Source organism: Microcystis sp. LE18-22.4A (assembly GCF_027531105.1).
In the GTDB taxonomy this organism is placed as follows: domain Bacteria; phylum Cyanobacteriota; class Cyanobacteriia; order Cyanobacteriales; family Microcystaceae; genus Microcystis; species Microcystis aeruginosa.
The window spans coordinates 19,397-44,731 of record NZ_JAPZRB010000201.1 but is presented as its reverse complement, the minus strand read 5'-3'; the positions used below and the strand labels follow the sequence as shown (position 1 = coordinate 44,731).

Below are 25,335 nucleotides of genomic sequence, written 5' to 3'. Positions count from 1 at the left end.
ATACATTTATCCTGTGGCATAAGTTAACTGGGGGATTGCAAAGGCAGTGGGCGAATCGACCTTTAAACACTTTTGTGGAAGCCTTGGCAGCTTTTCGGACAGCGATGTCTTTCCGTTTCTTTGAGTGGCTGACCGAGAATCTGGATGTGTTTGCCGCTTACAAAGCCAGTTTAGGCTTTGTTTGGGCTTGAAATTTGTTTAAGTCCCACTAAGAAGTTTCATATTGAAGGTTACTGTTCGGGAGAGGTCGAATCAACCGTTAAATTTGCAAAACATTTACAAAACGAATATAAAGATAAAAGAATGATTTTTATTTGGGATGGAGCAAGCTATCATAAATTTGGAGAGTTCAAAGAGTTCTTAGAAGAAATAAATAATGGAAAGAAAGCTAATGAATGGCCAATTACTTGTATTTTATTTGCACCGAATGCTCCACAACAGAATCCAGTGGAAGATGTTTGGTTGCAAGGGAAAAACTTTTTAAGAAAATACTGGTATTTATGCAAGTCTTTTAAGATTGTCAAATTTTTATTTGAATTTTGTATTGATGATCATAAATTTGATTTTCCTAAAATTCATCAATACAGTTGTTTTTAAAAAATGATTTAGGATTGCTATATAATGGTCGAAGGGTCAAATTTGAAAAATTTTGCCTCAAACCCTGTCTGCGTAAGGATTTCAGGATTTTGTAGCCAGTAGTTTCTTAGTAGTACATTGCTTTAACTCAGGCTCTGTAAGACTTTTAGCCATAGCTAGTATATTTATACGGGGGAAGTTCAGGTATAGTAAATCCCTTGATAGATAGGGTTTGCGGCAAAAAGTAGGGGCGAAGCATTCGGATAGAAAATCTCCGGTTTCACCGATAGGTTATGCCCGAATGCTTCGCCCCTACAGGACGCGATCGCCGCTCAAGTGGCCAGAAAAAGCCAGATCAGCAGTCTCGATTACCTTTAATAGCTGTTCGATGCGGTTTTCCGTCGGGGGGGCCAAACAGGGAAAAACGGCTAAACCGGGGATTTGATTGGCCACCTCGGTGACAGCCACATCAAGGGTGACTAGGGGTAAATTAGCTAGGGTTTGCGACTCGCTCAAGGTTTGCAGATAAGAGTATAAATCTTCTGCGATCGAACTATCGATTAAGATAGCGTCCACCTCCCAGACACCAGCTAAAAGTTCCGCCTGTTCGCAACTATCGGCCTCAATAAAACGATAATTCTCCCGAACTAATTGATTATTCCAAATCCAGCTAAAGGAAGATAAATCGGAGAAATTGGGGGCATAATGGCCGTGTAAACGCAGCAGAGTCGGAGCAGTGCGCCGTTTGCGGCTAGGAATGGGGGAAACGGTCAGATTCAGGCAAGCTTGCAGATCTGCCGAGGTGATCGGCGGAACCAGAAAACTATCGGCCCCTTGCTGTTGACTGCGGTTGCGCTCAGAATCGGCAGCGGTGACAATAACTTTCATGTCTTTGGTTTGGGGATGGGATTTCAGCAGCGTTAACACATCCCAACCGGACAAGAGGGGTAGATTGGGATTGAGAAAAACACAACGGGGTTTTAAGTGACGGGCTTTTTCGATCGCCTCAGTGCCGCTACGAGCGATAATCGCTTTTAATCCCAATTCACTCAAGCGATCGACAAACTGTTCGATCACTTGGGGATTAGCTTCCACCACTAACACCAGACGCTGGGGAGTGGCGGACTCCTGCTCGGCAGCTTGGGGATCAACCGGCAGCAGTAAAGTGAATTGACTGCCTTCCCGGTCCTTGGAGACAAAGGATAGATCGCCACCGTGACAGCGCGCTAATTTTTGGCTGAGGACTAAACCTAAACCTGCACCCTCAAATTGACGGGTGAAAGGACTTTCTAGCTGTTGGAATTTCTGAAAAATCAGATGCTGGGATTCTTCTGGAATACCGATCCCCGTATCCCAGACGGTAAAAGCCAGCCAATTTTCCCAACGATTGACTTTAATGCCGAAATTACCGCCATCAATGGTGAATTTAACCGCATTATCTAACAAATTCACTAACATCTGTTGTAAACGGGCTTCATCGGCCAGGGCATAATCTAACCCTGATTCAATGTCAAGACGATAGCTGCCGGGGAGATCGAGACGTTGGGGATACTTATCGACGATGATATCGTACACCCGTTGACAGAGGCGATCGATTTTGACTCTAGTGAAAGTTAATTTTAGTTGTCCTGTCTCCAGGCGGGTTAAATCGAGGAGATCATTGACCAAAGCCATCAACTGGCGACCGCTGCGATAGATTAAATCGGCATATTTCGACTGTCGGGGGTTAAGTTCACCGATTTTTTCTTCCCGCAGCAGATTGGAGAGACCGATCACGGCGGTGAGGGGCGATTTAAACTCATGGCTGACACAGGCGAGAAATTCATCCTTAAGACGATTTAAATGGACTAAATCGGCATTTTTAACCGCTAATTCCTGACAATATTGCTGTTGTTCCGTGATATCGGTGGCCAACAGTAACCACAGTCCCGAAGTTTTCTCGAGCAAGGGATAATTATCCGCCCAATTTAACGGCACGGACAACAGTCGCCAAGTCTTGGCTAAACCCGATGTCACCGTTTCTAGACGCTGGGGAAACAGGGGGGGGGTGGGGGATGGGAGGGTTAAGGGGTCATTAACCAAAGCAAAGGGAAAGTTATCGATATTAGCGGGGAAAGCCGCCCCGATTTGTTGACACCAAGCCTGATTTTGGTATAAAATTCCCGCTTCTGGACTGTAGAGCAGCAGCGGCAGCGGTAATTGTTCCAGAAATTCCAGAGGACGATCGCTGCGGGGGAGGGAATTGCGATCGCTGATGCGGGGCTGCGGGGGAGGATCATCGAGAATCGAGTACCCGAGACAAAATTGGAGAAGTTTGCCCGTGTCTAAGCGTCCTAACAGTTTGCCCTGAGCATCCACTAAAATGGGGACGAAGGCGAGCGCTTCTCCCGTCAGGGTTGCCAGAAACTCACTTACGGCCATGCGAGCGTTAAGAGGGATAATCGGACGCAGCCAACCGCTCAGATCCAGACAGTTGGAGGAGGGGTTTCTGGTGTCGGGGTGCTGTTGTTGATAGAGGAGGTAAGCAATCAGGGTTTGACTCTCAATCAGTCCTAGGGGACAATACCGCTCATCCACCACCACGATCGCTTCTGGATTGCCCGTATTAATTAAATCGCAAAGACTTGCCCGGTCAATAATTAATTCACAGGCAGTGACGGATTGATGAAAGTGATGGAGGCTGAGGGTAACGCTAGGCATGGGGATAATTGGGTGGGCGGTGGCGGTAACTTTAGGGCATAATTAACAAACTGATGGCCAAACTATTAGTAGTCCTAGAACTTGAATCTACCTTGATTATGACGCTTGCTCATCTAGAGGACCGCTCCATTGATTACAATTAACTACAATACCCACTGCCAAAAAGCAAAGTTAACTTTAACTTCCCCGATCTGATGGCGAGGGGGTTGTCTTCTCAACAGAGAAAGCCTAACCTATAGTTTGTTATTTTCTATCTACCTTGCGGGTGAGAAAACGTTGCCTCCGAGACTGACTATTTATGCTTTTGTCCCAACGGACCCACCCTTGACGGGAGTGAGTTCACCTCCGGGGCTGGTTAATTCTTTGACGGCTTTATTGGCTAATGAACGCTATCATCTGACCCTAGGGTCGTCTTCTAGCGAATTACTGGCTAATATCGAGGCACAGAAGGAAAAAATCGATTGTTTGCTGGTGGTCTTTCATCCTTCCCTACAGCCGACTTTTAATCAACTCTACGAAGGGGGGATTTTACTGCCAGTAGTGATCATTGTCGCTGACAAGAACATCACTGCCGAGACGAATGACTCTCCCACCTGTCTCTATCATAGTGCCGAATTACAAATTACCGTCAAGGAATTAGACAGCATCACCTCGGTCATCGACCAAGCGATCGCTCGATTTCTCCATTTAGCTCCTAATTGCTCTTTTTCCGAACCTACCACGATTGTTAACCAACCAAATCCCGTGGAAAATAATCACAGTTTTCTCCTCCTACAACAGCGCCGTTTAGCGGAAAAATTAAAAGAAAGACTCGGCTATTTAGGTGTTTACTACAAACGCAACCCGCAGCTATTCTATCGCAATCTTGCCCCAGAGGAAAAAAACGAATTACTGCGGGAATTAAGAAGAGATTATCGGGAGATTATTTTAAATTACTTCCAACAGGATTATCCGATTAATCAAGCGATCGATGAGTTGGTTAATAATGTCTTTTTTACCGATCTCTCAGTGTCGCAAATTCTGGAAATTCACATGGAGTTAATGGATGAATTTTCCCAACAGTTAAAATTAGAAGGCAGAAGTGAGGAAATTCTCCTAGATTATCGTCTCGCTCTCATTGATATCCTTGCTCACTTGGGGGAAATGTATCGTCGTTCCATACCTCGCGAGGATATCCCTTATGATTTATTATTGGGAATAGACTAAAATCTCCCCAATAAATAACAATAAACTCGTATCCCCAGCCCCTTTTATCTTAACCTATGAGCGTCTTTAAAAAAACCTATGTTTTAAAACTGTACGTCGCCGGCAATACCCCCAACTCCGTGCGTGCCTTGAAAACCCTGAAAAATATCCTAGAAGAGGAATTTCAGGGAGTGTATGCGCTCAAGGTGATTGACGTGCTGAAAAACCCGCAACTAGCGGAGGAAGACAAGATTCTCGCTACTCCTACCCTCGCGAAAGTCCTCCCTCCCCCGGTGCGGAAAATTATCGGTGATTTGTCCGATCGAGAGAAGGTTCTGATCGGTTTAGACTTACTGTACGAGGAAATTCGTGAACGAGAAAATGATAGCTAGGCCTTCGGCAATAGGTGATTAGACGGGTTATATTTATTGAAGGAGAAATGATCGGGGCGTAATCTAGTACGTTTATGGGAAAGTCAAGAGTCAAGGGACATCAAGATGGTATAAAGTATCTAGTCAGGCCTGATATGTTTCTGTGGAAAAATTAGATAAAAATCCTACTCTTTAAATATTCGCTGGATAAATAATGACTCAATCTAACTCTAATAGCCAATTGAATCCACCGATTAAACCGAAAGGTGTTCGCAAAATTAGAACCCTGATTGAAGGTTTTGATGAGATCACTCACGGTGGTTTACCCATGGGGCGAACCACCTTAGTGAGTGGCACTTCTGGCACGGGAAAAACCCTGCTTGCTGTGCAATTTCTCTACCACGGGATCAAGTATTTTGACTATCCGGGACTGTTTGTTACTTTTGAAGAATCTCCCACCGATATTATCCAAAATGCCTATAGTTTTGGTTGGGATTTAGAAGAATTAATTGACCAGGGTAAGTTATTTATTCTCGATGCTTCTCCGGATCCGGAAGGTCAAGAGGTGGTGGGTAGTTTTGATCTTTCGGCCCTGATCGAGCGCATTCAATACGCAATTACCAAATATAAAGCAAAACTGGTATCAATTGACTCTGTAACTGCTGTTTTTCAGCAGTACGAAGCGGTGTCAGTGGTGCGGCGAGAAATTTTTCGGCTCGTGGCCCGGCTAAAATTATTAGGAGTGACTTCAATTATGACCACGGAACGTATCGAAGAATACGGAGCGGTGGCCCGTTTTGGTGTAGAGGAATTTGTCTCTGATAATGTGGTAATTATGCGGAACGTGCTAGAGGGAGAAAGACGACGCAGAACCGCAGAAATCCTCAAATTACGGGGAACAACCCACATGAAGGGGGAATATCCCTTTACTATCACCAATGATGGCATTAATATCTTCCCCCTCGGTGCCATGCGTTTAACTCAGCGCTCCTCTAATGTCCGCATTTCTTCGGGAGTAAAAACCCTCGATGATATGTGTGGGGGCGGTTTTTTCAAGGATTCGATTATTTTGGCTACAGGAGCAACCGGTACGGGTAAAACTCTCTTAGTTAGTAAATTTCTGGAAGAAGGCTGTAGGCGCGGTGAGCGGGCGATTTTGTTCGCTTATGAAGAATCTCGCGCCCAATTGTCCCGAAATGCTTCTTCTTGGGGGATCGATTTTGAGGAGATGGAACGCAAGGGATTATTAAAATTATTGTGTTCTTACCCCGAATCGGCGGGATTAGAAGACCATTTACAGATGATTAAGTCGGAAATCTCGGAATTTAAACCCTCCCGTATTGCCATCGATTCTCTATCGGCGCTCGCGCGCGGGGTGACAAATAATGCTTTTCGGCAATTTGTGATCGGGGTGACAGGATACGCCAAACAGGAGGAAATTACGGGATTTTTCACCAATACCACCGACCAATTCATGGGAGCGCACTCGATCACCGAATCCCATATTTCTACGATTACCGACACGATTTTAATGTTGCAGTATGTGGAAATTCGCGGCGAAATGTCGCGAGCGATTAACGTCTTTAAGATGCGCGGTTCTTGGCACGATAAAGGGATTCGTGAATATACTATCAGTCAGGATGGGGCGGATATCAAGGATTCTTTCCGCAATTACGAGCGGATTATTAGTGGTTCTCCAACTAAAATTAGCGTCGATGAAAAGAGTGAATTATCGCGGATTGTTCGCAATGTGCGCGAAAAATTACAGGATGAATAATCGGGGGTTGACTGATGGAGATTATTTTGAAGGGCGATCGGGTAAAGTTGGTCTTAGGGAAAATAACCACCAGATCAACAAACCTAATAAAATCCAGAGAATATCTTTAACCAGGCGAATTTTTAAAAACTGTGCTTTCTAGATTTTTTGTCCTCAATCCAGACTTTTGGGGGGTAGAACCCCCCAAACCCCGGAGCGCATTAGTTTTTCGGTGGGATGCTTACACGCAGTTGTTCATATATTTGTACTAATTTAAAAGTTACTGATAATACTAAATCTGGTTATTAAAGACTGATTATTTATTCCCCTTTTTGCATGAGCGCATGAGTACATGAGTGCCTATCCTGATATGTTACCTATACTCAACGGATTTAGTATGATTGAGATTATTTTGAAGAGCGATCGGGTAAAGTCGGTCTTAGGGAAAATAACCACCAGATCAATAAACCTAATATAATCCAGAGAACATCTTTAACCCGGCGAATTACGGAAATCGCTAAACCTAATTCTAGACTGCCGGTTAAGGAAGCACCCAGCAGCACTAAAGAACCTTCTAAAGTACCGATATTAGCAGGAATAAAAAAGGTTCCAGCGCGCACTAATTGGGCAACAGAATCAAATAACCAAGCATCGGCAAAACTAATCGGATGTTGGAGAAACTGCATTAAAACATAGATTTCTAAAACTCCGAGAGGCCAATTGAGAAAACCGACGATCAAGCCATTTCTAAATAGGGGCAGATTACGATAAAATTCCCCTAAACGATCATCGACACTGCGAAGATTTTCTAAAGGTTTAACTAGGCGATCACCTAAAAAAGAATGACCTAATCGATTAACTATTCTGGAGGATAAACGGAATCGCTGAATCAAGAAAAATATCAGGATACAACTGGAGAATATAGCAAGACTTAATCCGGTAAAAGTTTTAAAAGAATTGGAGAATTTTGGGGAAGCTAGGAGCAGAAAAAAACCGATAATTGCAAAGAAGACAAGGGAAGCAGTATTTAATGTCTTGGTCAGAATAATCGAGGCACTGGTTTCTTTATAGCTAATCTGATAGTGAGTTTTCAACATCACTGCTTTAAAACCTTCTCCTCCCAAAGAAGCGAAGGGAGTCACGCGATTAAAGGCTGCCCCTACCATGTAAATTAATAATAGGCGAATTGTCCATCGAGGTTGGATAGGAATGCTTTTAAAAGTTAGTTGCCAAGTAAAAACATCGGTGAGAAATTCTAGGAAATAAAAAATAATTACTAATGTCATTCCCCACCAACCGACTAGGGTGATTTGTTGCCACACTTCTTGCAGATTTGTTTGACGTAAAATTATCCCTAGTAAAACAAAACCTAAACCCAGAAAGATAAATTTAAGATATTTCATAAGTAGTCGTGCCAAATTAATTTCTTGGTTAGGATATAGGCAAAAGGCAAGAAGTAGTTATACTAAATCCTGTTTAAAAGATATAAAAGAGCGGGAATTATGACTTAAGTAGCTGGTTATAATTAAATTAAAAATGGATTTTAGGTTCGATCCCCCCTGCCCCTCTTGATAAGGTAGGGTTGATTCATGAATCAACCCTACCCTTGATAAGGAGGGTGTCTGATAATTTTTAACGCCTACCTACTTATGACTGATAACTGATAACTGATAACTGATAACTGATAACTAAAAATAGTTCCAACGTTGAATAAATGGTAGCCAATGGGATTCGACTAACTCGATCGCTTTTGCATCTGGGGGATAATTATTTTTTTTATATCCTTGCAGACTGCTGATATATTTCTCAAAGCGAGGCCTAGCTATTTTTAAGTCGGGAAGTTGCAGTTGATCGTAAATTTTCTCGATTTGTGCTAGGGGGTCTTTTTCTAAATCTTCAAAACGAATTTCTACAAAACTATCGGCGGGTAAATCGGCACTATCTCGCAGGAGAGAATTGAGCATTGGGGGATAACTTTTCAGAATTGTCTGCTCGATTTCATCCGGGGATAAATTATCGTAGGATTGTAGTGCTAGTTCCGGTAGGATGCGGGTAAAAAAGTGACGGGTTGAGGGAAAAACGAGATAGGGATTGCGGTAGATATGAATAAATTTAGCATCGGGCCAGATAGCTCGCAATTTGGCAATGTGTGCCGTATAAACGGGGTTTTTGATGAGTAATTGTTTGCCTCTTTGATGGATGGAAACTTTTTTTAATAGATGAGTATGCCAACGCTGCCAAGTGGCGATTTCTTTCTCGCTGCAGCCCTGAAAAAAAACCCCTCGCTGGAAATGATACTGAAAACGTTGGGGAAAGTATAAACCATGGTAGTAGGAAAGGGGGATCATGCTGGCCAGGGCGATCGAATCTTCCTGGGGTGAATCGGGAGTAACGGCGACGTTATCCACATGGCGATCGCTCGGTAGGGCTAATTCTAGCAGCGGTTGAAATAAGCGGACGATACCGAGGATATCCCAGGGTAATCCCACCGCTAGGGGCGAAATATAGCCAAAATGCTCCGATTGACCGAGTAAATTGTGCAGATGGGTCGTGCCGCTGCGCCAATAGCCGACAATAAAAATGGGTGCTTTTACCTGTACGCCGCGCTCATAAAACCCTGTGATTAAAATTCGTTCTAGGGTAGAAAAAGGCAGTCGCGCCAGGGTAACTGCCAGCGCCAGGGTTGCCGGGGCCAAATTGGGGCGATCGATGCCGCCATTGGTCAAAAATAAACGAAGGAGAGTGCTAAGGTTACTACCGCAGAGGGGATGAAACAAACTGGACATATTAACTATTTTTGGGCGGTTTTTTGGCGGATAGCTTGGCTGGCCAAGGTTTTGCCGAATTCCCAAGCGGCTCCGGGGAAGCGGTGAGCATCGGCCACCACATCTTTAACGGCGGTGACAAGCCAACGGCAATCCTCATCGGAGAGGGTGAGGGGGGGGATAAACTTGATGATATTCATGCCGTGGCCGGAAACCTGCGAGAGAATTTGATGGCGGGTAAAGAGGGGAACGACGATTAACTGGGAAAATAGCCCTTTATTGGCGGTTTCTAGCATTTTCCAGGCGGCTTTTAGTGACCAACTGCTCGGCTCGGCAAATTCCAAGGCGATCATCATACCCAATCCCCGCACTTCCTGCAAACATTCGTACTGATCTACGAGGGGCCGTAGTTCTGCGATAATTTGTTGACCGATTACGGCCGATCGCTCGACTAATTTTTCCTCCTCAATCACCTGTAAAGTGGCAATACCGGCGGCCATGGCCAGATTATTTTTACCAAAAGTGCTACCGTGCACCACAGAACGATCCATGCGATCGAATACTCGATCGAAGATCCAGCGACGACAGAGAACCGCTCCCACTGGCACAAAACCGCCCGAAAGAGCCTTGGCAACACATAAAATGTCCGGTTCTACCCCCCAATGTTCCACTGCCCAAATTTTGCCGGTCCGGCCCAAACCGGTCTGCACTTCATCGGCCACAAAAAGAGTGCCGTAACGACGACAAAGGGCAGCCGCCGCGGGGAGATAGTTCGGTTCGGGAATTCTCACCCCGTGACCTTGGATCGGTTCGGTAATAAAAGCCGCTACTTCTTGATTAATTAGAGCTTTTTCGAGTGCAGCCAGATCGCCGAAGGGTATTTCCTTAAAGTCGGCCACAAACGGCCCAAATCCCTGGCGATAATGGGGATCGCCGGTGGCGGAAAGGGAACCCATGGTTAACCCGTGGTAGCCCCCCTGACAGTAAACAATTTGGCTGCGTCCGGTGGCGTAGCGGCTGAATTTAATGGCGGCCTCGACGGTTTCTGTGCCGGAATTAGCAAAGAAAACTCGTTCTAATCCAGTTGGTGCGATCGCTGCTAACCGTTCCGCCAGCAATCCCGCTAGGATGGAAGCATCCAATTGGACTAAATTGGGCAATGCTGCCGTCAATACCTCTTGTAAAGCTTGCACGATCTTGGGGTGATTGCGTCCGAGGGCAAAAACACCAAAACCACTCAGTAAGTCCAGATACTTTTCCCCGTGATTGTCGAATAGGTATGCACCTTGGGCTTTAACGTAGTGGCGATCGTAGCCGATCGTTTTTAGTACCCTGACCATCTGGGGGTTTAGGTATTGTTCGTGGAGGGCAAAGTTTTCTTCTAGTCTTTTTTCTATCAGTTCTAAAATGCTCATAAATTCCAGATTTGATTACTGAAAAACTATTTTTTAAACACCTCAAAACCGATTATGTCCATAGCACATTATCATTATTTTTTGGTTATTTAATATTATAAATTATTCAATATATTTTGTCAAGTATTTAAGAACTTATCTAGGATAATTAAACTAATTAGCTCTTGTGGGCTAAAGGTTAAAGCGACTTTTAGATAATTTATTAGTCAGTTTTTATATGGTAGAGGCGCATCGCGTGCGCCCAAAATGTAATATCAGTAAACAGTGAACTGATAACTGATAACTGATAACTGATCACTGATAACTGATAACTGATAACTGATAACTGATACAAGGCTGATAGCTATAAAAAAAACGACCGACAAGAGAGAATTCCCGTCAGTCAGTCGGTGATGATAGGCCGAATTTTACTCAGCTTTATTTCTTAGCGGGGGCAGCCTTAACGAGTTCCAATTCACTTTCAGCGAAGTTATTGGTATTCAGTCCACTGGCGCTACCACTAAAACCGTGGTAGTTAACAGTATCAAAACGGACGATAACGGGATAGAGGATACCACTTTTATCAACACTGGCTACGGTTCCCACATCGTTGTACCAGTAAGACTCTTTACGTTTGATTCTAACTTCGGCTCCGCGTTCGATTCCAGGCATAGCTGTTGTTTTTTTTTTAGGGTTTAGTTAACAGGTTACAATCAGAGCGAGTTTGCCGAAAGGGTTTTTACTTTAAGTTTTATTGCAAATCTTGCCACTCTGTTTGGACAAAATGCCCCGAACGTCCCCATAGGTCTGCCTTTGGTGCAATGTTAACGATTGTTAAGTTAAAAGGAATGGCCGTAGTCAGGTATTTTTGGGCCGACATTCCCACATCTGGCCCGATTTGAAAAGCGGCGGCGGTGGCTAAACCTAAGCCTAATAACTGAGAAATCGGACCTCTGGGTAAGAGAAGATGAGTTCCTAAGACTAAGCCGGCGGTTAAGGCTAAAGTTACCGATAAATTGGTGCCACAACGCGGATGTAATGCCAATTGCCCCTCGCCATTTTTGAGACGATGGAGTGCCTGTTTGGCCGCAATTCGCAGTTCATTTGTATTAACCTGCCCGTAGAGATAAAAACCCCTATCGGTGGAGAGTCCTCCCAGGGCCTCGTTATCCGCTTGGGAATGGTCAAAAGGCGATTGACGACGGGCAGCCATTTCGCTTAATACCCAGACGGTGGCGTGTTCCAAGGCGTGAACCTGTCGCAGGGTCAGAAATTCTTTGAAACCGGGGATAAAGCCGATTTGTGCCAGTAAATCGCTGTCTTGCTGGGGCGAGGGGTTAAACCAGTCAAAAGAGGGGTTAGAAGGGCTACTAGGGGTCATAAAGTTGCGGTAGGGGGAGTTTTTTCGAGGAATATGAGGGTGCTATAGAGTGGCAAGGCGGTGTCCCAGTAGGTGTCTTCAATGCGTAATAAGTCCAAATGGGGATTGACCATAGGCAGTAATTCGTAAAAATCGGCGGTGGTTTCGGCAAAAGCTGGAAAATCTGACCACAGGGGAACTGCTGCTAGTTGTTGTTTTAGGTAAGAAGCGAAATGATTCCAGTTATCTCGATTGCTGGTCTGTCTTTCCCGACTTTGTTGGTGGTCGGAAAAAGTAATCCCCGCTTGAAAGTGGTAATGGCGATCGCAAATACGGATAATTAAATCCTGTTTTTTCAAATGTAGATCAATAATCTGGGCATAATCAAGAATACTAATTTTTCTCACTTGATGGCGGCGCGCATCCATATCGACACATTCCCCAAAAATCGGCAAGATTCCCTCTACCACGGCGGTAACTTCTGACCAATCAAAAGTTATACTTGCGGTTAGGCCGTGGGAAGATTGATAGACTAGGGTGGCTTCTGGTTGGATAGCCCGGAAATATCGAGCTAAATAGACCCTAGGCCGGTTAATCGCTTTAATTGGCTGGCAAAAACAGGGAATTCCTTCTTTTCGCAAGTCGTGAACATATACTGCTAATTCTGCCATCGCCCCGACTCGATACAAGCGCCACGAACGACTAGGGATGTGTAAGCGGGCGCTATAGGCATCTATTTTAAATATTTGGGCAAATTTTAGAGCTAAGGGCTGTTTTTCTGCGTTAGCCACCGGTTCAAGAATTAAAAGCCCCATTTCTCGATTACTAGGGTTGGTTTTGGCTTTTTCGAGGGCAGCCTGTCGCTGTTGTTGTTGCTGTTCAACTTCCACCTGTTCAATCGCTTCTAAGCGGGCGATTCCTTGACGAATTTGGGCGATAAGTTGAGGATTAGCGGTTAATCGCAACATTTTTCGGTATTCTTGCCCTGCTAGGGCGATTTCTCCCGTGATTTCGTTTAAACGCGCTTGGTAGAATTTCAGCCAGGGGTTATCGTTTTCTCGGGTCTGGAAGTCGTTGACAAGACGGGTGGCAGTTTGATAGTCTTGACGAGCGAGCGCTTCAGCAATTTCTTTGAACATAGAAACTCCGGTCGATTAGCTGTCTAAATAGGCGTTAATGATAGCGAGAGCCACTAAGGGAGCGGTAATTGTTCTCAAAATCCGTTTTCCCAGTGATACAGGTAGAAAATCAGCAGCGATCGCTTGTTCTATTTCTGCCTCCGTCCATCCCCCTTCCGGTCCGATGGCAATGGTTATCTCGGTTGATGTTTGCAATTGAGAAAGTAGCGGGGCCACTGTTCTACGGGTAACACCAATATAACAAGTTGTCCCTGGGTTAGCTCCCCGGTTAAGGATGGCTAAAAATGGTTGTGGTTCTTCGATTATGGGAATAATCTGTCTTTCTGATTGTTCTACAGCTTCCCGGGCAATTTTTCGCCAACGGTCAATTTTTTGAGGACTAGGATTAACTAAACCCCGTTCTGTCAGCAGCGGGATAATTCGATAAACTCCTAATTCGGTGGCAGCGCGAACGATATCATCAAAGCCATTTTTGGGAATTGCTACCATTAAATTCACTTGTACTGGTAGTTCGCTAGTTTCGTTTATCGCTTCTAAAAGATAGGCCGAATTATCAATTATTTCCGCTAACCACGCTTGTCCTTGTCCATTTAGGGCAATAAAACGGTCATGGGATTTTAAACGAACAACTTTTTTAAGATAATGACTTTGTTCGGGTGTTAAGGCAATTAACCCGTTTTCTAGGGTATTAAAATCAAGAAGAAGACGATAATACAAGGCGGTTTAGTCTATATTACTATTGTGTTCAGAATCACTGTCAGCTATCTATTTTAGCTTTTATGGTGTTTTTGTATAAGGTTGAGAGTAGATCAGCTTATAGCAGTTATCTTAATGGTGAAGTACGAAGTTTTCCTTTTGGGTAGTCAGTCGTCAATACCAAATTAGGTTATACTTCATGTTTATGACAAAGGCTATAACTTACGGTTCTTCGGTTTGTGTTATGCAATGGAGGGGGGTTATAAGGGATGAAACCCTTATATAGAAAGACATTGCTTCGATTGTTCCCAATTGTTTTCGATCTAGAACGAGCTAATCAATTAAGTCTCTTGCCGGATAAGGATTTAGTCGATTTATGCCCCCTGATCGAATCATACCAAGTAACGAAGAGCCTAACTTACTATGGCCTTACCTACTCAGATCTGTTATAAAATTTATCCTCATCAAGGTATCTCTTGGCAAATAAGAATTAAGACTTGACAATCTCCACTCCCTAACCCCTAACCCCCAGAAAATCCATGGACATAACTGCTAAAATTAAAGAACTGGCACAAAAATATGAGATACCTCCCCAACTGCTCAAGGAAGCCATGGCTTTAGAAGTAGAAAAAATTACTCTAAAAAATCGGCAGCTATCACCTAAAATTGTCAAACTTATCGAAAAATATACCGACTCCTCACAATCATAAATTTTATAGATCTCTTGCATAATTTATTTTTTGTAAGTAGGGAGGCACAATTATTTGTAGGATGGGTTAGCGGTAGCGTAACATGAGCGGACGTTGGGTTTCATACTTCAACCCAACCTACGTTCTACGTTCATCTTATATTTAATTCCACCCACCCACTTAGTTTAAAAACGACAAAAATAAATATTAAGTTGCATAAAATCTATAAATAAACCATTTAATTGATTATTATTCATTCTTAATTCTCCTGATTACTGACCACTGGCTACTGACTCCTAACCAACCACAAAATTTTTGATTTTTACAAGAGTTCTTATGACTTTGAGACTGAAACAAATTCGCTTAACTAATTGGAAATGTTACCCTAGTCAAAATATTACTTTTAACCTGCATCCCGACAGAAAAATTCAGATTATCTTCGGTAATAATGGTCACGGTAAAACTTCTCTGATGACGGCGATTTTATGGTGTCTCTATGGGGGAGATATTGTATCTAAAGAGACTTTGAAAACCTATTTTTATCGAGGTAAGGATGATTCTTCACAGGCAATAGAAATGCGGGTAGAATTAAATTTTACTAGAAACGAGAAAAATTACTTTATCAGTCGCACAGCAAAATTAAAAGTTAATGGTAGCACTTCTTATCCCAGCGTAGAGGAAGCATTATTTTATGAAGATGGAACCATGAGAAGTAACTCTAGGGAATATATCGAAGCATTGCTTCCTAAATCTATTCGAGATTTTTTCTGTTTTGATGGCTTAAAAATCGAACAATATACCCAGATAACTCAAAGTAAAGAAGCAAAAGAAGCAATTGAAAAAGTTTTGGGTATCCCGGAATTAAGAAATCTGCGCGATGATACAGAAAAAGCCTTACAAGAATTAGAAAAACGTTTAAATAAAGCAAAGGGAACCAGTCAAGTTTTTAGGAATAAAATGCAACAGCTGCGAGAATTAGAAGAAGACATTGATCTTAAAAAAGGTCAGCTTAAAAATGCCAAAGATAGCGAAAAAGATGCTATAATTATCTACCAAGACGCTCAAGAAAAAGCCGCTCAGATTGAAAGTTTACGAGAAAAATTAGAGGAAATTCATAACTTAGAGAAAAAGCGTATCGGTTTACAAACTCAGTTAGATAACCTGCAAAAGTCTATCGATTCTTGGTTAAAAAAAGCTTCGATACCTTTGCTGATTAACTTTGTACAGGAAATGGTTGATGATTTGCAAGTTACTAGCTTAAAAAGCACTTATAAAACTAATTCTACAGCAATTTTACAAGCAATACTTGACGATAAAAGCTGTCTATGTGGTCGTTGTTTAGATAAAAATTCTCGGGACTTTATCCTGCAACAAATTGCCGAACTAGAGTCCTTAGAAGTGGACAACGCCACCAGAATAGAAAAAGACCAAATTAGAATTGATTTACAGGGAATTATGCGAGATAATGCTAAATTTAGCAATTATAGTCAATTACTTTTGCAAAGAGATCGTTTAGAAGAAGAAATCGAAGAAATTAATCAACATATTAGACAGCTAAAACAGGAAAACACGGGAATAGATCAAGACTCGGTGAGGGAGATTTGGCGAAAAGTTGGCGAATCTGGTAAAAATGTTGAGATGATCCCAGAAAGGATCGAACGCTTGCAAAAGGAAATTGAAATCAAAGAAAAGCAATTAGAAGATTTACGCAAACAAGTGCAAATTTTAGCTAGTGAAAATCAAACCACGTTGATGTTATCTAATCAGGTTAAAATGGCCAGAGGTTTAAAAAATGCCACTAACGAATTAATCGAATGGCATATCGATAATTCCCAAAAAATGATTAATCAAGTAACCAGCGATCGCTATTTACAAGTAACCAACAAACCAGAGGAATATAGAGGAGTAGAAATCACTCCCGAATACACTTTAGGAATCCGTACCATCACAGGAAAATTATTAAATCCCGATGTCTTAAGTGCGGGAGAAAAGGAAGCTTTAGCTTTTGCTTTTATCACCGGTTTAAATCAAATAACTGATACTTGTGTTCCCCTAATTATGGATACACCTTTTGGCCATTTAGACGAAGAACATCAAAAAAATATTATTAACTCTCTCCCTAATTTAAACTCCCAAGTAATTATTTTAGCCACGGATCGCGATCTTCCCGATCCACTTTTAAATCTCTTGCTTCCCCACAGTACCGATATTTTAAAAATACACCGTTTGGCTGCCGATGAAGATGCTTCCGTGATTGAAGTGATGGAGAGTTACTAATGCAGAGAATCGATCCCAGTTTGAAGATTTATGCCTCGGAAACTTCCAGAAATTATCTACAGGTACTAAAAGATAATAAAACCTTTGAGCGCATGGTAGATGCCTATTTATTCGCCGCTGCTTTTGCCATTAAACAAGACTTCAGTATCTACGGAACCACTCTGAGCAATCGACAAGATTTAATTACTATTAGCCAAATCGATCCAGAAGTTATTTTAGCTTTAACCGCAGGAATTTATATTATCTGTAAAAAGAATTCCTATCCTCAACCCAGCGATGGCAAAGAAGTTTTAGATAAGATCTGTCAATACGCAGAAGTGGGATTAAGGGAATTAAAAGAACGCTGGCAAGGCAAAGTCAGCAATCAAATCCAAGCTGATATTGAGAGAATTATCAATAATCTCTAAAATTCTCCCTATCTAACTATCTTTTTTAGCAATAACGTCAAATTACATTCTTTCCACACTGCCAAAAAAGACGGGTTCCACGCGAATAGCAATGACACTAGCCGGACGTAAAACCATATATTCCCCTTGGATATTTCTGATCGGAACATTGATAAAATCCTGGGAATCGGCTTTCGGAACTAATTCGTTACTGTACCACTTTTGAAATTCTTGGATAGTCAAAAAACGGACTTCCTCGCGATGTCCACTGCTTAAGAACAAATGTACGGCGTACTCGTCAGCTTTTCTACTCATTTTTTTTAACTAATCAGATTGAATTTTTGTAATAAAGTTGCCATTAAAGGCGGAAAAGTGAGACGCAATTCGCTCAGATCCGAGAAAATTAATTTTTGGTAGCTTGGCAGGTCAAAAGCTAGTTTACCCTTTAATTCCGCTCGATTTTGATAGGTTAACAGAATTTGTCCGCCCTGTTTACAAGCGATCGCATAACCTAATTCTACACCCACTAGGGGACTGGGCAGTAATTCCGTTTCCTTTTGGCTAATCGCCGTAGCATCGGCAATAAATAATAAACTTTTGCGAATTTTGCGTAATTGACTATCACTCAATCTGGTGACATTGCCCTCAGTTCGGGGCGTTTCTTCGATGGTTAAGGGCAAACGGGAGCGTTTATTGAGATTTTCGACGGTTTCGGTCAAAATTGTTTTTAAAGCGGTGCTAGAGTCCTTAAATTGGCTTTGGGAGCTAAAATAAATGACGGGATCCAACCAAGCGCTGAGGTCCTGTTTAGTAAAGTAAATTTCTTGGGAAATCAGGTCAATATTCGAGATGACGTAACCGCCACTACCTTCGAGGTAAAATTCCACCCTTTCCCCTTCTAGATAGCGTTGGAACCAGACAGAACCCTGTATCGTCAGACTATCATCGAGAAAATCGGCTCTTAAACCCGATTTTAAGAGACTATTGCGACTTAAGCGCAAGTCGTGGGGACGTTTGACAACCTCGCGGATAGGTTCGTATTTGTCCAGATACCAAGCTTTCAGGGCAATGATGGCCATAGGTGTGGCGATTAAAGACACTCACCCATTCTAGCAGTAAGCACCGATATCCTCTCCACATTCATCGGCTAGGTAAGAAAGAGCGCGAAATCTTAACATCATTAGGTTTTCGTAGAGGGGATTTAGCTTGCAAAGGGGCGGAATCTCTAGAATTGTCCGGCTAAATAGGGTAATTTTCCGCGCAAAGGGACATTGAGCCGGAATTAGACGACAAATCCGATGAGCCAGTGCAGGTGTATTAATCTCTAGGCGATCAATTCGTTGCCGCAGGGGTTGCCATAAATCCCATTTTGGTTGCGGTGACGGGTTTTTCCGATTGCCTTTCGACCAAGGGGCAATCCAATTAGACAAAATTATTTTATTTGTGGTATAATCTGATACATCAGCATCGGCCATAGTCTTACCTTCTATTGATTGACTCATAAGGTTCTATCTGAGATTACGACAGGGCGAACAATCTTTCCCGAAAATCCTCTGGGACGTTCGGACATTTGACCGCTTTAACGATAACATCCCTGGGATAATAGGTGTGGCCTACCGCGTCAGCGGCCCGGATGCGGGAGTAAGCTATTAACTATCTAAACTACTCGTTAAGACTGTCTATGAGCGAGCAGGGAGCAGGGAGAGGAAGTTTGAGCATTTGTACTAACTTCCCATCTTCGAGTTATCACCTGAAAGCGAATAGGCAACAGACGACAATAAGATAACGTCACGAGTGAGTTTAACTAGATTAATCTCTAAGCTTCACCCAAAGATATTGGCTCTGATTAGAGCTATTTCTAGGTTAGCAAAAACTCAGGTTTTTTCACGTCAGCATAGTACACTTTTTCTGGGTATAAAATAGCACCCGCTTTTGTCAAAGATACGCAATCCAAGGGGTGGGGTGTGGGGTGTGGGGTGTGGGGTGTAGGGTGTGGGGTGTAGGGTGTGGGAATTATGAATTATGAATTGGAAATTGGGGAGTTTTTTGCTGTGAATAGTAAACGGTGAACTGATAACGGATAACTGATTACTGATTACTGATAACGGATAACTGATTACTGATTACTGATTACTGATAACGGATAACTGATTTACATTCTTTCCAAAACGGGGATACCCAAGAGATATAAGCCTAATTTGAGGGTTCTTGCCGTCAAATCACACAAAACTAAACGAGAGGTTTTAATCGGTTCTGCCGCTTTCAGAACGGGACAATTCTCATAGAAACGATTATACTTTTTACTGAGTTCGTAAAGATAATCACATAAACGATTGGGTAATAAATCCTCTTCCACGGCACTAATTACTTCCGGAAGTTGCAGTAATTGTTTAGCCAGAATTAATTCGCTTTCATCCTTGAGAATTAGCGATGAATTGGCACTTAAATCCTGAAAATTAATACCACCTTCGCGACTGATACTCTGGACTCTAGCGTAAGCGTACAGCATATAGGGGGCGGTGTTGCCTTGCAGATTGAGCATTTTGTCGTAACTGAAAACGTAGTTACTATGGCGATTTTGGCTGAGATCGGCGTATTTAACGGCACTTAATCCGACAGTTTCGGCAGTCTTAGCGATAAAATCGCCGGTTTCTTCTCTTTCCTCGCTTGCCAGTCTTTTTTCTAAGTCAGCCAGGGAACAGGCGATCGCTTGATCGAGTAATTCTTGTAATTTTACCGTCTCCCCGGAACGAGTTTTTAATTTTTTACCATCTTCCCCTAAAACTAATCCAAAAGCGACGTGAACCACTGCCACATTATCGGGTAAAAATCCCGCTTTTTTAGCCACCTGAAATACTTGGGCAAAATGGTTAGCTTGTCCAGCATCAGTAACATAAATTATTCTTTCGGCCTTATCTTCACGCACTCGATAACAAATTGCCGCTAAATCGGTGGTAGCGTAATTATAACCGCCGTCGGATTTCTTGACAATTAGGGGCAGAGGATACCCCTCTTTGTTGGTAAAACCATCGAGAAAGACGCATAAAGCACCGTTGTCTTCTGTTAGCAATTCCTGTTGATCTAATTCTCTGATTACTGCTTCCAGGTAGGGATTATAAAAAGATTCCCCCCTTTCGGTCAGTTTTATATCGAGAATATCATAGATTTTCTGAAATTCCCGTCGTGATTGTTGACAAAGTAACTGCCATGCTTGACGACTTTGAGGATCACCCGACTGTAATTTTACTACAGCTTGACGGGCAGTTTCTTTAAAGTTTTCGTCTTCATCAAAACGAATTTTGGCCTTTTTATAAAAGCTAACTAAATCCCCTAAATCTAGGGCATCTGCTTGGGTTAAAGCACTAGGATAAGCTTCTTGCAAATAGGTGATTAACATCCCGAATTGAGTCCCCCAATCCCCGACGTGATTAAGACGAATTACTTGATGATGACGAAATTCCAAAATCCGAGCAATACAATCACCGATTATAGTCGATCGCAAGTGACCGACGTGCATTTCTTTGGCAATATTGGGACTGGAAAAATCGACAATAATTTTTTGACTGGGGTTAGCAGCGGCAACTCCTAAACGGTTGTCAGTAATTAGGTCTTTTAATTGGGTTTCTAGATAACTGGGTTTAAGGGTAAGATTAATAAAACCGGGTCCGGCAATTTCGGGGGTTTGACAGAGATCATCTATCTCTAGATTTTTTAGTAAAGTCGCCGCCACTTCCCGCGGTTTTTGTTTTAATTCTTTGGCTAAAGAGAGGGAAATATTACATTGATAATCGCCAAAACGGGGGTTACTAGCGGCCACAATTAGAGGATCGGTAGCGGCGAAGTTTTCCCCAAAGGATTTAACTAGGGATTGGGAAAAACGCTCTTTTATTTGTTGGATAATGGCAGTCATAGAGAGAATTTAGGAATGAATGTTAGAAATCTATGGGTCATGAGTAAATTTATCTTGCTCTCATCTTGAATAGAATTGAGCCAGACGGGGTATTATCTCCATTTTCTTGGTACATTATAAGCATCAAATTTAGTATCTTTACTAATTAGAATTAGCGATCTGTTTAGAGATTGAGCAATTAGCATTCTATCAAATGGATCCCGGTGATGCAAGGGTAAAGTACAAATTTTTAGAGTATCAGAAAATGATATAGATAGTAAGGTTATATCTGATGCTTCTAGTTTAGTTTCAATGGTTTCATAACTTTTTTGTAGGGCCAACTTACCTAAATTTAACTTAATCGCAATTTCCCAGAGACTAACAATACTGACATAAACTTCAGGAGCAAAATCTATTTCCTCCCGAAGATTATTAGGCAAGTTAGAATCGTTTTCAGTTAACCAGATGAAAGTATGGGTGTCCAGAAGAAAAGATGTCATCACATATATTCCTGAAAATCTTCCAAAGACTGATCAAAGTCATCGGACAAAGGTAAGCTAAATGTACCTTGTAAAATTCCTGAACGACGTTTCCTAAGAGAAGGTTTCTCTATAATAACATCTGATTGATAATTGGCCATCAAATATTCAGCATAGTGAAGCAGCTCTATTTTTAAGAACTCTGGCATTGCTTCGACAGTTTCTAAGATTTTTGTGTCTATATTCATAGGTTTGGGATACTTAATCTAAGCGAATTCTTACTAATTACTTATTCCTTAACCAATAAAACCACGGCATAAACTGCGATACCTTCTTCTCGTCCTACCGGTCCCAATTGTTCGTTAGTAGTGGCTTTAATTCCCACCTGTTCCGGATTAATATTGAGAGTTTCTGCTAACTTGGTTCGCATCGCAATAAGGTGGGATTTCATTTTCGGTTTTTCGGCGACAATTACCGAATCAATATTATTAATATGCCAACCTTTATCGATAATTAATTGATTAACTTGCTCTAATAATTTTAAACTATTCGCCCCTTGCCATTGCGGGTCTGTGGGGGGAAAATAATGACCGATATCGCCTAAACTAAGCGCCCCCAGCATGGCATCCATAATAGCGTGGGTTAAGACATCGGCATCACTATGACCCAATAAACCCACAGTATGGGCAATTTCTACTCCTCCTAAAATTAAAGGTCTTCCTGTTACCAATCGGTGGATATCGTAGCCGTTACCAATACGAATATTCATAGAGCAGTCTCCTTGAAGTTATATTAATTATCTTATCGCAAAAGGGAACAAGTTAGGGAAAAGATTTCCCTAACTTGTCCTTATTAGTTAATTAGCTAGGAAGGATGAACTATTCTGCTGAAGTTTTTCCCAATACAATGAAAGCTTATACTAAATTGATTTTTGATAGTATCATTAACTGCCAATCCAACTTTAAAAACCCACTTCCCACTTGCCACTCTATACTTGTTAAATAAGATTTATAGCGTTTTTCAGTCTGCTGAGGTACAAAAGTTATGGGTTTTAGGCAAAAGGCAAGAGGCAGAAGGCAAAAGGGAAGAAAAATAGGTGTACCTCACTAGCTTAGGAAACGCTATAGTATAACTCGATCGCTGTTAAAATTGCGGTAGAATCAGGAGAGGGTTGGGTTTCATGCTTCAAACCAACCTACGTTCTTTTTCAATAAGATTTATAGCGTTTTTCAGTCTGCTGAGGTACAAAAGTTATGGGTTTTAGGCACTCATGCAAAAGGGAAGAAAAATAGGTGTACCTTACTAGCTTAGGAAACGCTATAGTTAAACACCGAATTTTGAACAATTATGCAACAATTTATTCAACAGTTAAAAATCGATTTATCCTTGACAGTGATCTAGCAGTTTCATCATTTACTTTCCTAAATATCCTTAGCTAATCATCGCCAATAAACCTTGATAAAAAATCTGAAAACTAGGAGAACAATTATGAGCAGGAGTCATAAATTGAGAAATTTCTCGGGCTGCTTTCACTTTTTCTAAACCTCCTCGATGATACCCAGCCTTTTGAAGTATCTTTTCTAAGTTTTCCCAAGTTCCGCCCGTAATTTCATCGGGTTTTCTGTATTTTGCTTGCTGTCCCACATTAGTAGAAACTTTGGGATAGGCTGAGACTATAGCCTGAATATCACCAAAAAACCAAGCTTCTAGTTCTTCTATAGCAATTCTATTTAACACCTGAAATGTTTTTTTATCTTCACTAATCGTTTTGGTGATCAGTCCTGTTTGTTGGGCAATATTTTCTAACTTTTCTTTGAGCATTTGACAATCTTCATTGTCTCTATCTACAAGAATAATGATTCGATAATCATCGGGTATCCAGCATTGATAGCCTTTTAATCGCTCCGGTAGTTTTTTGATTAAATCGGATTTACCTCGAAAGGCATGAATTTTATAGGTGACATTCTCAAATAATATTTTAGGTAAAATTCGATTTAAACATTCTTGGGTAGAAAATTCTTCAACTAAAAATTCAATATGCACTTTTTCCCTCCTTTGCTATTAAACTTAAATGCTAGGATTACCCACATCAAAATAGTCCTCCATCCATAATTGACCCAACAAAGCACCATTTTGAATAAATTCCTTAACTCCTTGCATTGCTGAAGTACGTTTAGCTTGAGTAAAACCATTTTCATCTCGATAAAGTACCCAAACCTCATCTGGTTTCAAACCATCTACAAAAAAGGGAGAATGAGTTGTTACCATTAATTGTGTACTTGCGGTCGCTGCCCGACATTCTTCTGCTAATTCAGGTAATAAACGGGGATGAAGATGATTTTCTGGTTCTTCTATTCCCAGTACTTGCGGAGGGCTTGGATCGTATAATATAGTTAAATAAGCCAACATTTTTAAAGTGCCATCGGAGGCAAATTTGGAAAGAATTGGCTCTTGAAAAGGTGCGTCTTTAATTTGAAGTAAAAGCTGTCCATTCGGCATAATAGATGCTTCGACTTTTTCTAATCTAGGAATTCGACGAGAAAGGGTTTGTAAAATAGATTCTAATCGTTGAGGATGATCTTCTTTTAAATATTGAATAACATTAGGTAAATTGTCACCAGTTGGCGATAATCTTTCTTGCGCTCCTGCTTCTGGTTGAGTGCGAGTATTATCTGCGGTTAAGTAGGAAAGATACCAACTTGTGATAAAACGACGCAAAGCACTAACCCGGGGATGTTTGGCCAATTGTCCGAGGGTACTAACAGCTAAAAATTCTGGGGAGTCTAATCGTTCATAAATTCGTTCATCTTCTTCTTGGGGATTTTCTCCACTAATCACTATTCCTTCCCCTTCTTTAAAGTTTAAAAAGCGATAAGGTTTGCCCCTCGCTCCTTGTCTCCACTGTAACCATTCTTCGGCAACATAAGGGCGATTGTTAGCTTCATTAATAGCCAAATGATAGGTAATTAAAGGTGATGCCAATTTTTCTCGATATTTTAATTCGATAATGATGTAACCTTCTTGTCCTCTGGTTCTTAATTCTTTAAATCTTCCCCGTCTGTCCCAAGCTTTTTTTAAACCAACAGTAAAACATTCAGAGAGGAAAGCAAAGACATCAAATATGGTAGATTTTCCGCTCCCATTAGGACCGAGAAAAACGGTTAAAGGAGCAATGCTTTTTAATTCTAAGTCCTGTAAAGCTCGGTAATTTTGTACGCGCAGATTTTCGATTCGAGGTATAGAGTTTTTAGACATTGATTGTTGCTCTCTGCTGCTTTTAGCTCGTCTTGTCCCAGATTAGCTGTTAATTTTCCCAGTTCCCGCAAAAAACTGGTCAATTTTTAGTAATCTCGCTCTTCTGGACTGGTTATAGCAAATTAGCTCTCCTGATTCTACCGCAATTTTAACAGCGATCGAGTTATACTAAATCTTATTTAACAAGAACGTAGGTTGGGCTTCGGCCGTGAGCTTTTGCCGAACGGTTGAAGCATGAAACCCAACGCTCTCCCGATTCTACCGCACTCCGAGTTTTTTCTTGGGGATAATCTCCTAACTTCTGACTATCCACTGCCGATTACCGCAAAGGATAGCCATTTATTCTATCAAATTGAGAAGATATTAAGTATGATAACACTTGTGATTATATTTTTCACTGCCTTGCTGGCAGTTACGG

24 protein-coding genes and 1 pseudogene are annotated in these 25,335 nt (G+C 41.7%); 8 read left to right on the top strand and 17 right to left on the bottom strand.

Translation table 11 applies throughout. The features are described 5' to 3' along the window. Positions 1-191, top strand: a pseudogene (locus O9295_RS08910) (IS701 family transposase); the annotation flags it as partial. Next, positions 178-597: a transposase gene (locus O9295_RS08905; RefSeq protein WP_288032705.1), complete on the top strand. Its 420-nt coding sequence runs from the start codon at positions 178-180 to the stop codon at positions 595-597. The pseudogene O9295_RS08910 and the gene O9295_RS08905, both read left to right, overlap by 14 nt. Before the next feature lie 291 nt (positions 598-888). On the opposite strand, the gene O9295_RS08900 is transcribed toward O9295_RS08905, so the two are convergent. Beyond that, a complete protein-coding gene (locus O9295_RS08900; RefSeq protein ID WP_288032704.1) occupies positions 889-3,276 on the bottom strand; it encodes an ATP-binding response regulator in 2,388 nt (795 codons plus the stop codon). Positions 3,277-3,552: 276 nt separating this feature from the next. Between O9295_RS08900 and O9295_RS08895 the strand changes: the two genes are divergently transcribed. The 3 genes from O9295_RS08895 (at position 3,553) to kaiC (ending at position 6,609) form a co-directional block, all read left to right on the top strand. After that, entirely contained in the window at positions 3,553-4,482 is a 930-nt protein-coding gene (locus tag O9295_RS08895) for a circadian clock protein KaiA (protein ID WP_288032703.1), read from the top strand. A gap of 56 nt (positions 4,483-4,538) precedes the next feature. After that, a complete protein-coding gene (gene kaiB / locus O9295_RS08890) occupies positions 4,539-4,853 on the top strand; it encodes a circadian clock protein KaiB (protein WP_002733742.1) in 315 nt (104 codons plus the stop codon). 193 nt (positions 4,854-5,046) lie between these two features. Then, positions 5,047-6,609, top strand: coding sequence for a circadian clock protein KaiC (gene kaiC / locus O9295_RS08885; RefSeq protein WP_002760201.1), 1,563 nt, complete (start codon positions 5,047-5,049; stop codon positions 6,607-6,609). 386 nt (positions 6,610-6,995) lie between these two features. Here kaiC and O9295_RS08880 read toward each other — a convergent pair whose 3' ends face one another. The 7 genes from O9295_RS08880 to O9295_RS08850 form a co-directional block, all read right to left on the bottom strand. After that, a complete protein-coding gene (locus tag O9295_RS08880) occupies positions 6,996-7,991 on the bottom strand; it encodes a lysylphosphatidylglycerol synthase transmembrane domain-containing protein (RefSeq protein ID WP_288032702.1) in 996 nt (331 codons plus the stop codon). Positions 7,992-8,276: 285 nt separating this feature from the next. Continuing rightward, the gene (locus O9295_RS08875) at positions 8,277-9,374 is read right to left on the bottom strand and encodes a sulfotransferase family protein (RefSeq protein WP_288032701.1); all 1,098 of its coding nucleotides are present in this window, start codon (positions 9,372-9,374) and stop codon (positions 8,277-8,279) included. A 5-nt stretch (positions 9,375-9,379) separates the two neighbouring features. After that, positions 9,380-10,768 (bottom strand): aspartate aminotransferase family protein, encoded by a 1,389-nt coding sequence (locus tag O9295_RS08870; RefSeq protein WP_147068841.1) that lies wholly within the window; start codon positions 10,766-10,768, stop codon positions 9,380-9,382. Between the two features lie 417 nt (positions 10,769-11,185). Beyond that, positions 11,186-11,419: a photosystem I reaction center subunit IV gene (locus O9295_RS08865; RefSeq protein WP_147068840.1), complete on the bottom strand. Its 234-nt coding sequence runs from the start codon at positions 11,417-11,419 to the stop codon at positions 11,186-11,188. 79 nt (positions 11,420-11,498) lie between these two features. Beyond that, on the bottom strand, positions 11,499-12,128 hold the full coding sequence (locus O9295_RS08860; RefSeq protein ID WP_125730372.1) for a DUF6391 domain-containing protein: 630 nt from the start codon (positions 12,126-12,128) through the stop codon (positions 11,499-11,501). After that, the gene (locus O9295_RS08855) at positions 12,125-13,246 is read right to left on the bottom strand and encodes a tetratricopeptide repeat protein (RefSeq protein WP_288032700.1); all 1,122 of its coding nucleotides are present in this window, start codon (positions 13,244-13,246) and stop codon (positions 12,125-12,127) included. The genes O9295_RS08860 and O9295_RS08855 overlap by 4 nt, the downstream gene beginning before the upstream one ends. A 15-nt stretch (positions 13,247-13,261) precedes the next feature. Beyond that, positions 13,262-13,963, bottom strand: a complete 702-nt coding sequence (locus tag O9295_RS08850) for a 16S rRNA (uracil(1498)-N(3))-methyltransferase (RefSeq protein WP_288032699.1) — start codon at positions 13,961-13,963, stop codon at positions 13,262-13,264. 518 nt (positions 13,964-14,481) lie between these two features. Between O9295_RS08850 and O9295_RS08845 the strand changes: the two genes are divergently transcribed. The 3 genes from O9295_RS08845 to O9295_RS08835 all read left to right on the top strand — a co-directional run bounded on the left by O9295_RS08845 (position 14,482) and on the right by O9295_RS08835 (position 17,315). Beyond that, a complete protein-coding gene (locus tag O9295_RS08845; RefSeq protein ID WP_287168908.1) occupies positions 14,482-14,652 on the top strand; it encodes a hypothetical protein in 171 nt (56 codons plus the stop codon). 315 nt (positions 14,653-14,967) lie between these two features. Then, positions 14,968-16,908: an AAA family ATPase gene (locus tag O9295_RS08840; RefSeq protein WP_288032698.1), complete on the top strand. Its 1,941-nt coding sequence runs from the start codon at positions 14,968-14,970 to the stop codon at positions 16,906-16,908. Continuing rightward, positions 16,908-17,315 (top strand): hypothetical protein, encoded by a 408-nt coding sequence (locus O9295_RS08835; RefSeq protein ID WP_002760723.1) that lies wholly within the window; start codon positions 16,908-16,910, stop codon positions 17,313-17,315. The genes O9295_RS08840 and O9295_RS08835 overlap by 1 nt, the downstream gene beginning before the upstream one ends. A 42-nt stretch (positions 17,316-17,357) precedes the next feature. Here the strand turns inward: O9295_RS08835 and O9295_RS08830 are convergent, their stop codons facing one another. From O9295_RS08830 to O9295_RS08790, 9 genes are all read right to left on the bottom strand, one after another. Continuing rightward, the gene (locus O9295_RS08830; protein ID WP_002767457.1) at positions 17,358-17,609 is read right to left on the bottom strand and encodes a hypothetical protein; all 252 of its coding nucleotides are present in this window, start codon (positions 17,607-17,609) and stop codon (positions 17,358-17,360) included. A gap of 5 nt (positions 17,610-17,614) precedes the next feature. Continuing rightward, a complete protein-coding gene (locus O9295_RS08825) occupies positions 17,615-18,373 on the bottom strand; it encodes a hypothetical protein (RefSeq protein ID WP_147068835.1) in 759 nt (252 codons plus the stop codon). 30 nt (positions 18,374-18,403) lie between these two features. Then, a complete protein-coding gene (locus O9295_RS08820) occupies positions 18,404-18,796 on the bottom strand; it encodes a Mo-dependent nitrogenase C-terminal domain-containing protein (RefSeq protein ID WP_147068834.1) in 393 nt (130 codons plus the stop codon). Positions 18,797-19,446: 650 nt separating this feature from the next. Continuing rightward, positions 19,447-21,204, bottom strand: coding sequence for an arginine--tRNA ligase (gene argS, locus O9295_RS08815; protein ID WP_288032697.1), 1,758 nt, complete (start codon positions 21,202-21,204; stop codon positions 19,447-19,449). Between the two features lie 92 nt (positions 21,205-21,296). After that, entirely contained in the window at positions 21,297-21,683 is a 387-nt protein-coding gene (locus tag O9295_RS08810) for a type II toxin-antitoxin system VapC family toxin (RefSeq protein WP_149987260.1), read from the bottom strand. Next, positions 21,683-21,910 (bottom strand): type II toxin-antitoxin system VapB family antitoxin, encoded by a 228-nt coding sequence (gene vapB, locus O9295_RS08805; protein WP_147068831.1) that lies wholly within the window; start codon positions 21,908-21,910, stop codon positions 21,683-21,685. Before vapB ends, O9295_RS08810 begins: the two co-directional genes overlap by 1 nt. A gap of 41 nt (positions 21,911-21,951) precedes the next feature. Continuing rightward, entirely contained in the window at positions 21,952-22,431 is a 480-nt protein-coding gene (gene ispF, locus O9295_RS08800; protein ID WP_288032696.1) for a 2-C-methyl-D-erythritol 2,4-cyclodiphosphate synthase, read from the bottom strand. 662 nt (positions 22,432-23,093) lie between these two features. Then, on the bottom strand, positions 23,094-23,705 hold the full coding sequence (locus tag O9295_RS08795) for a DUF4276 family protein (protein ID WP_052276065.1): 612 nt from the start codon (positions 23,703-23,705) through the stop codon (positions 23,094-23,096). A 24-nt stretch (positions 23,706-23,729) separates the two neighbouring features. After that, the gene (locus O9295_RS08790; protein WP_288032695.1) at positions 23,730-24,917 is read right to left on the bottom strand and encodes an AAA family ATPase; all 1,188 of its coding nucleotides are present in this window, start codon (positions 24,915-24,917) and stop codon (positions 23,730-23,732) included. Positions 24,918-25,335 lie beyond the last annotated feature (418 nt).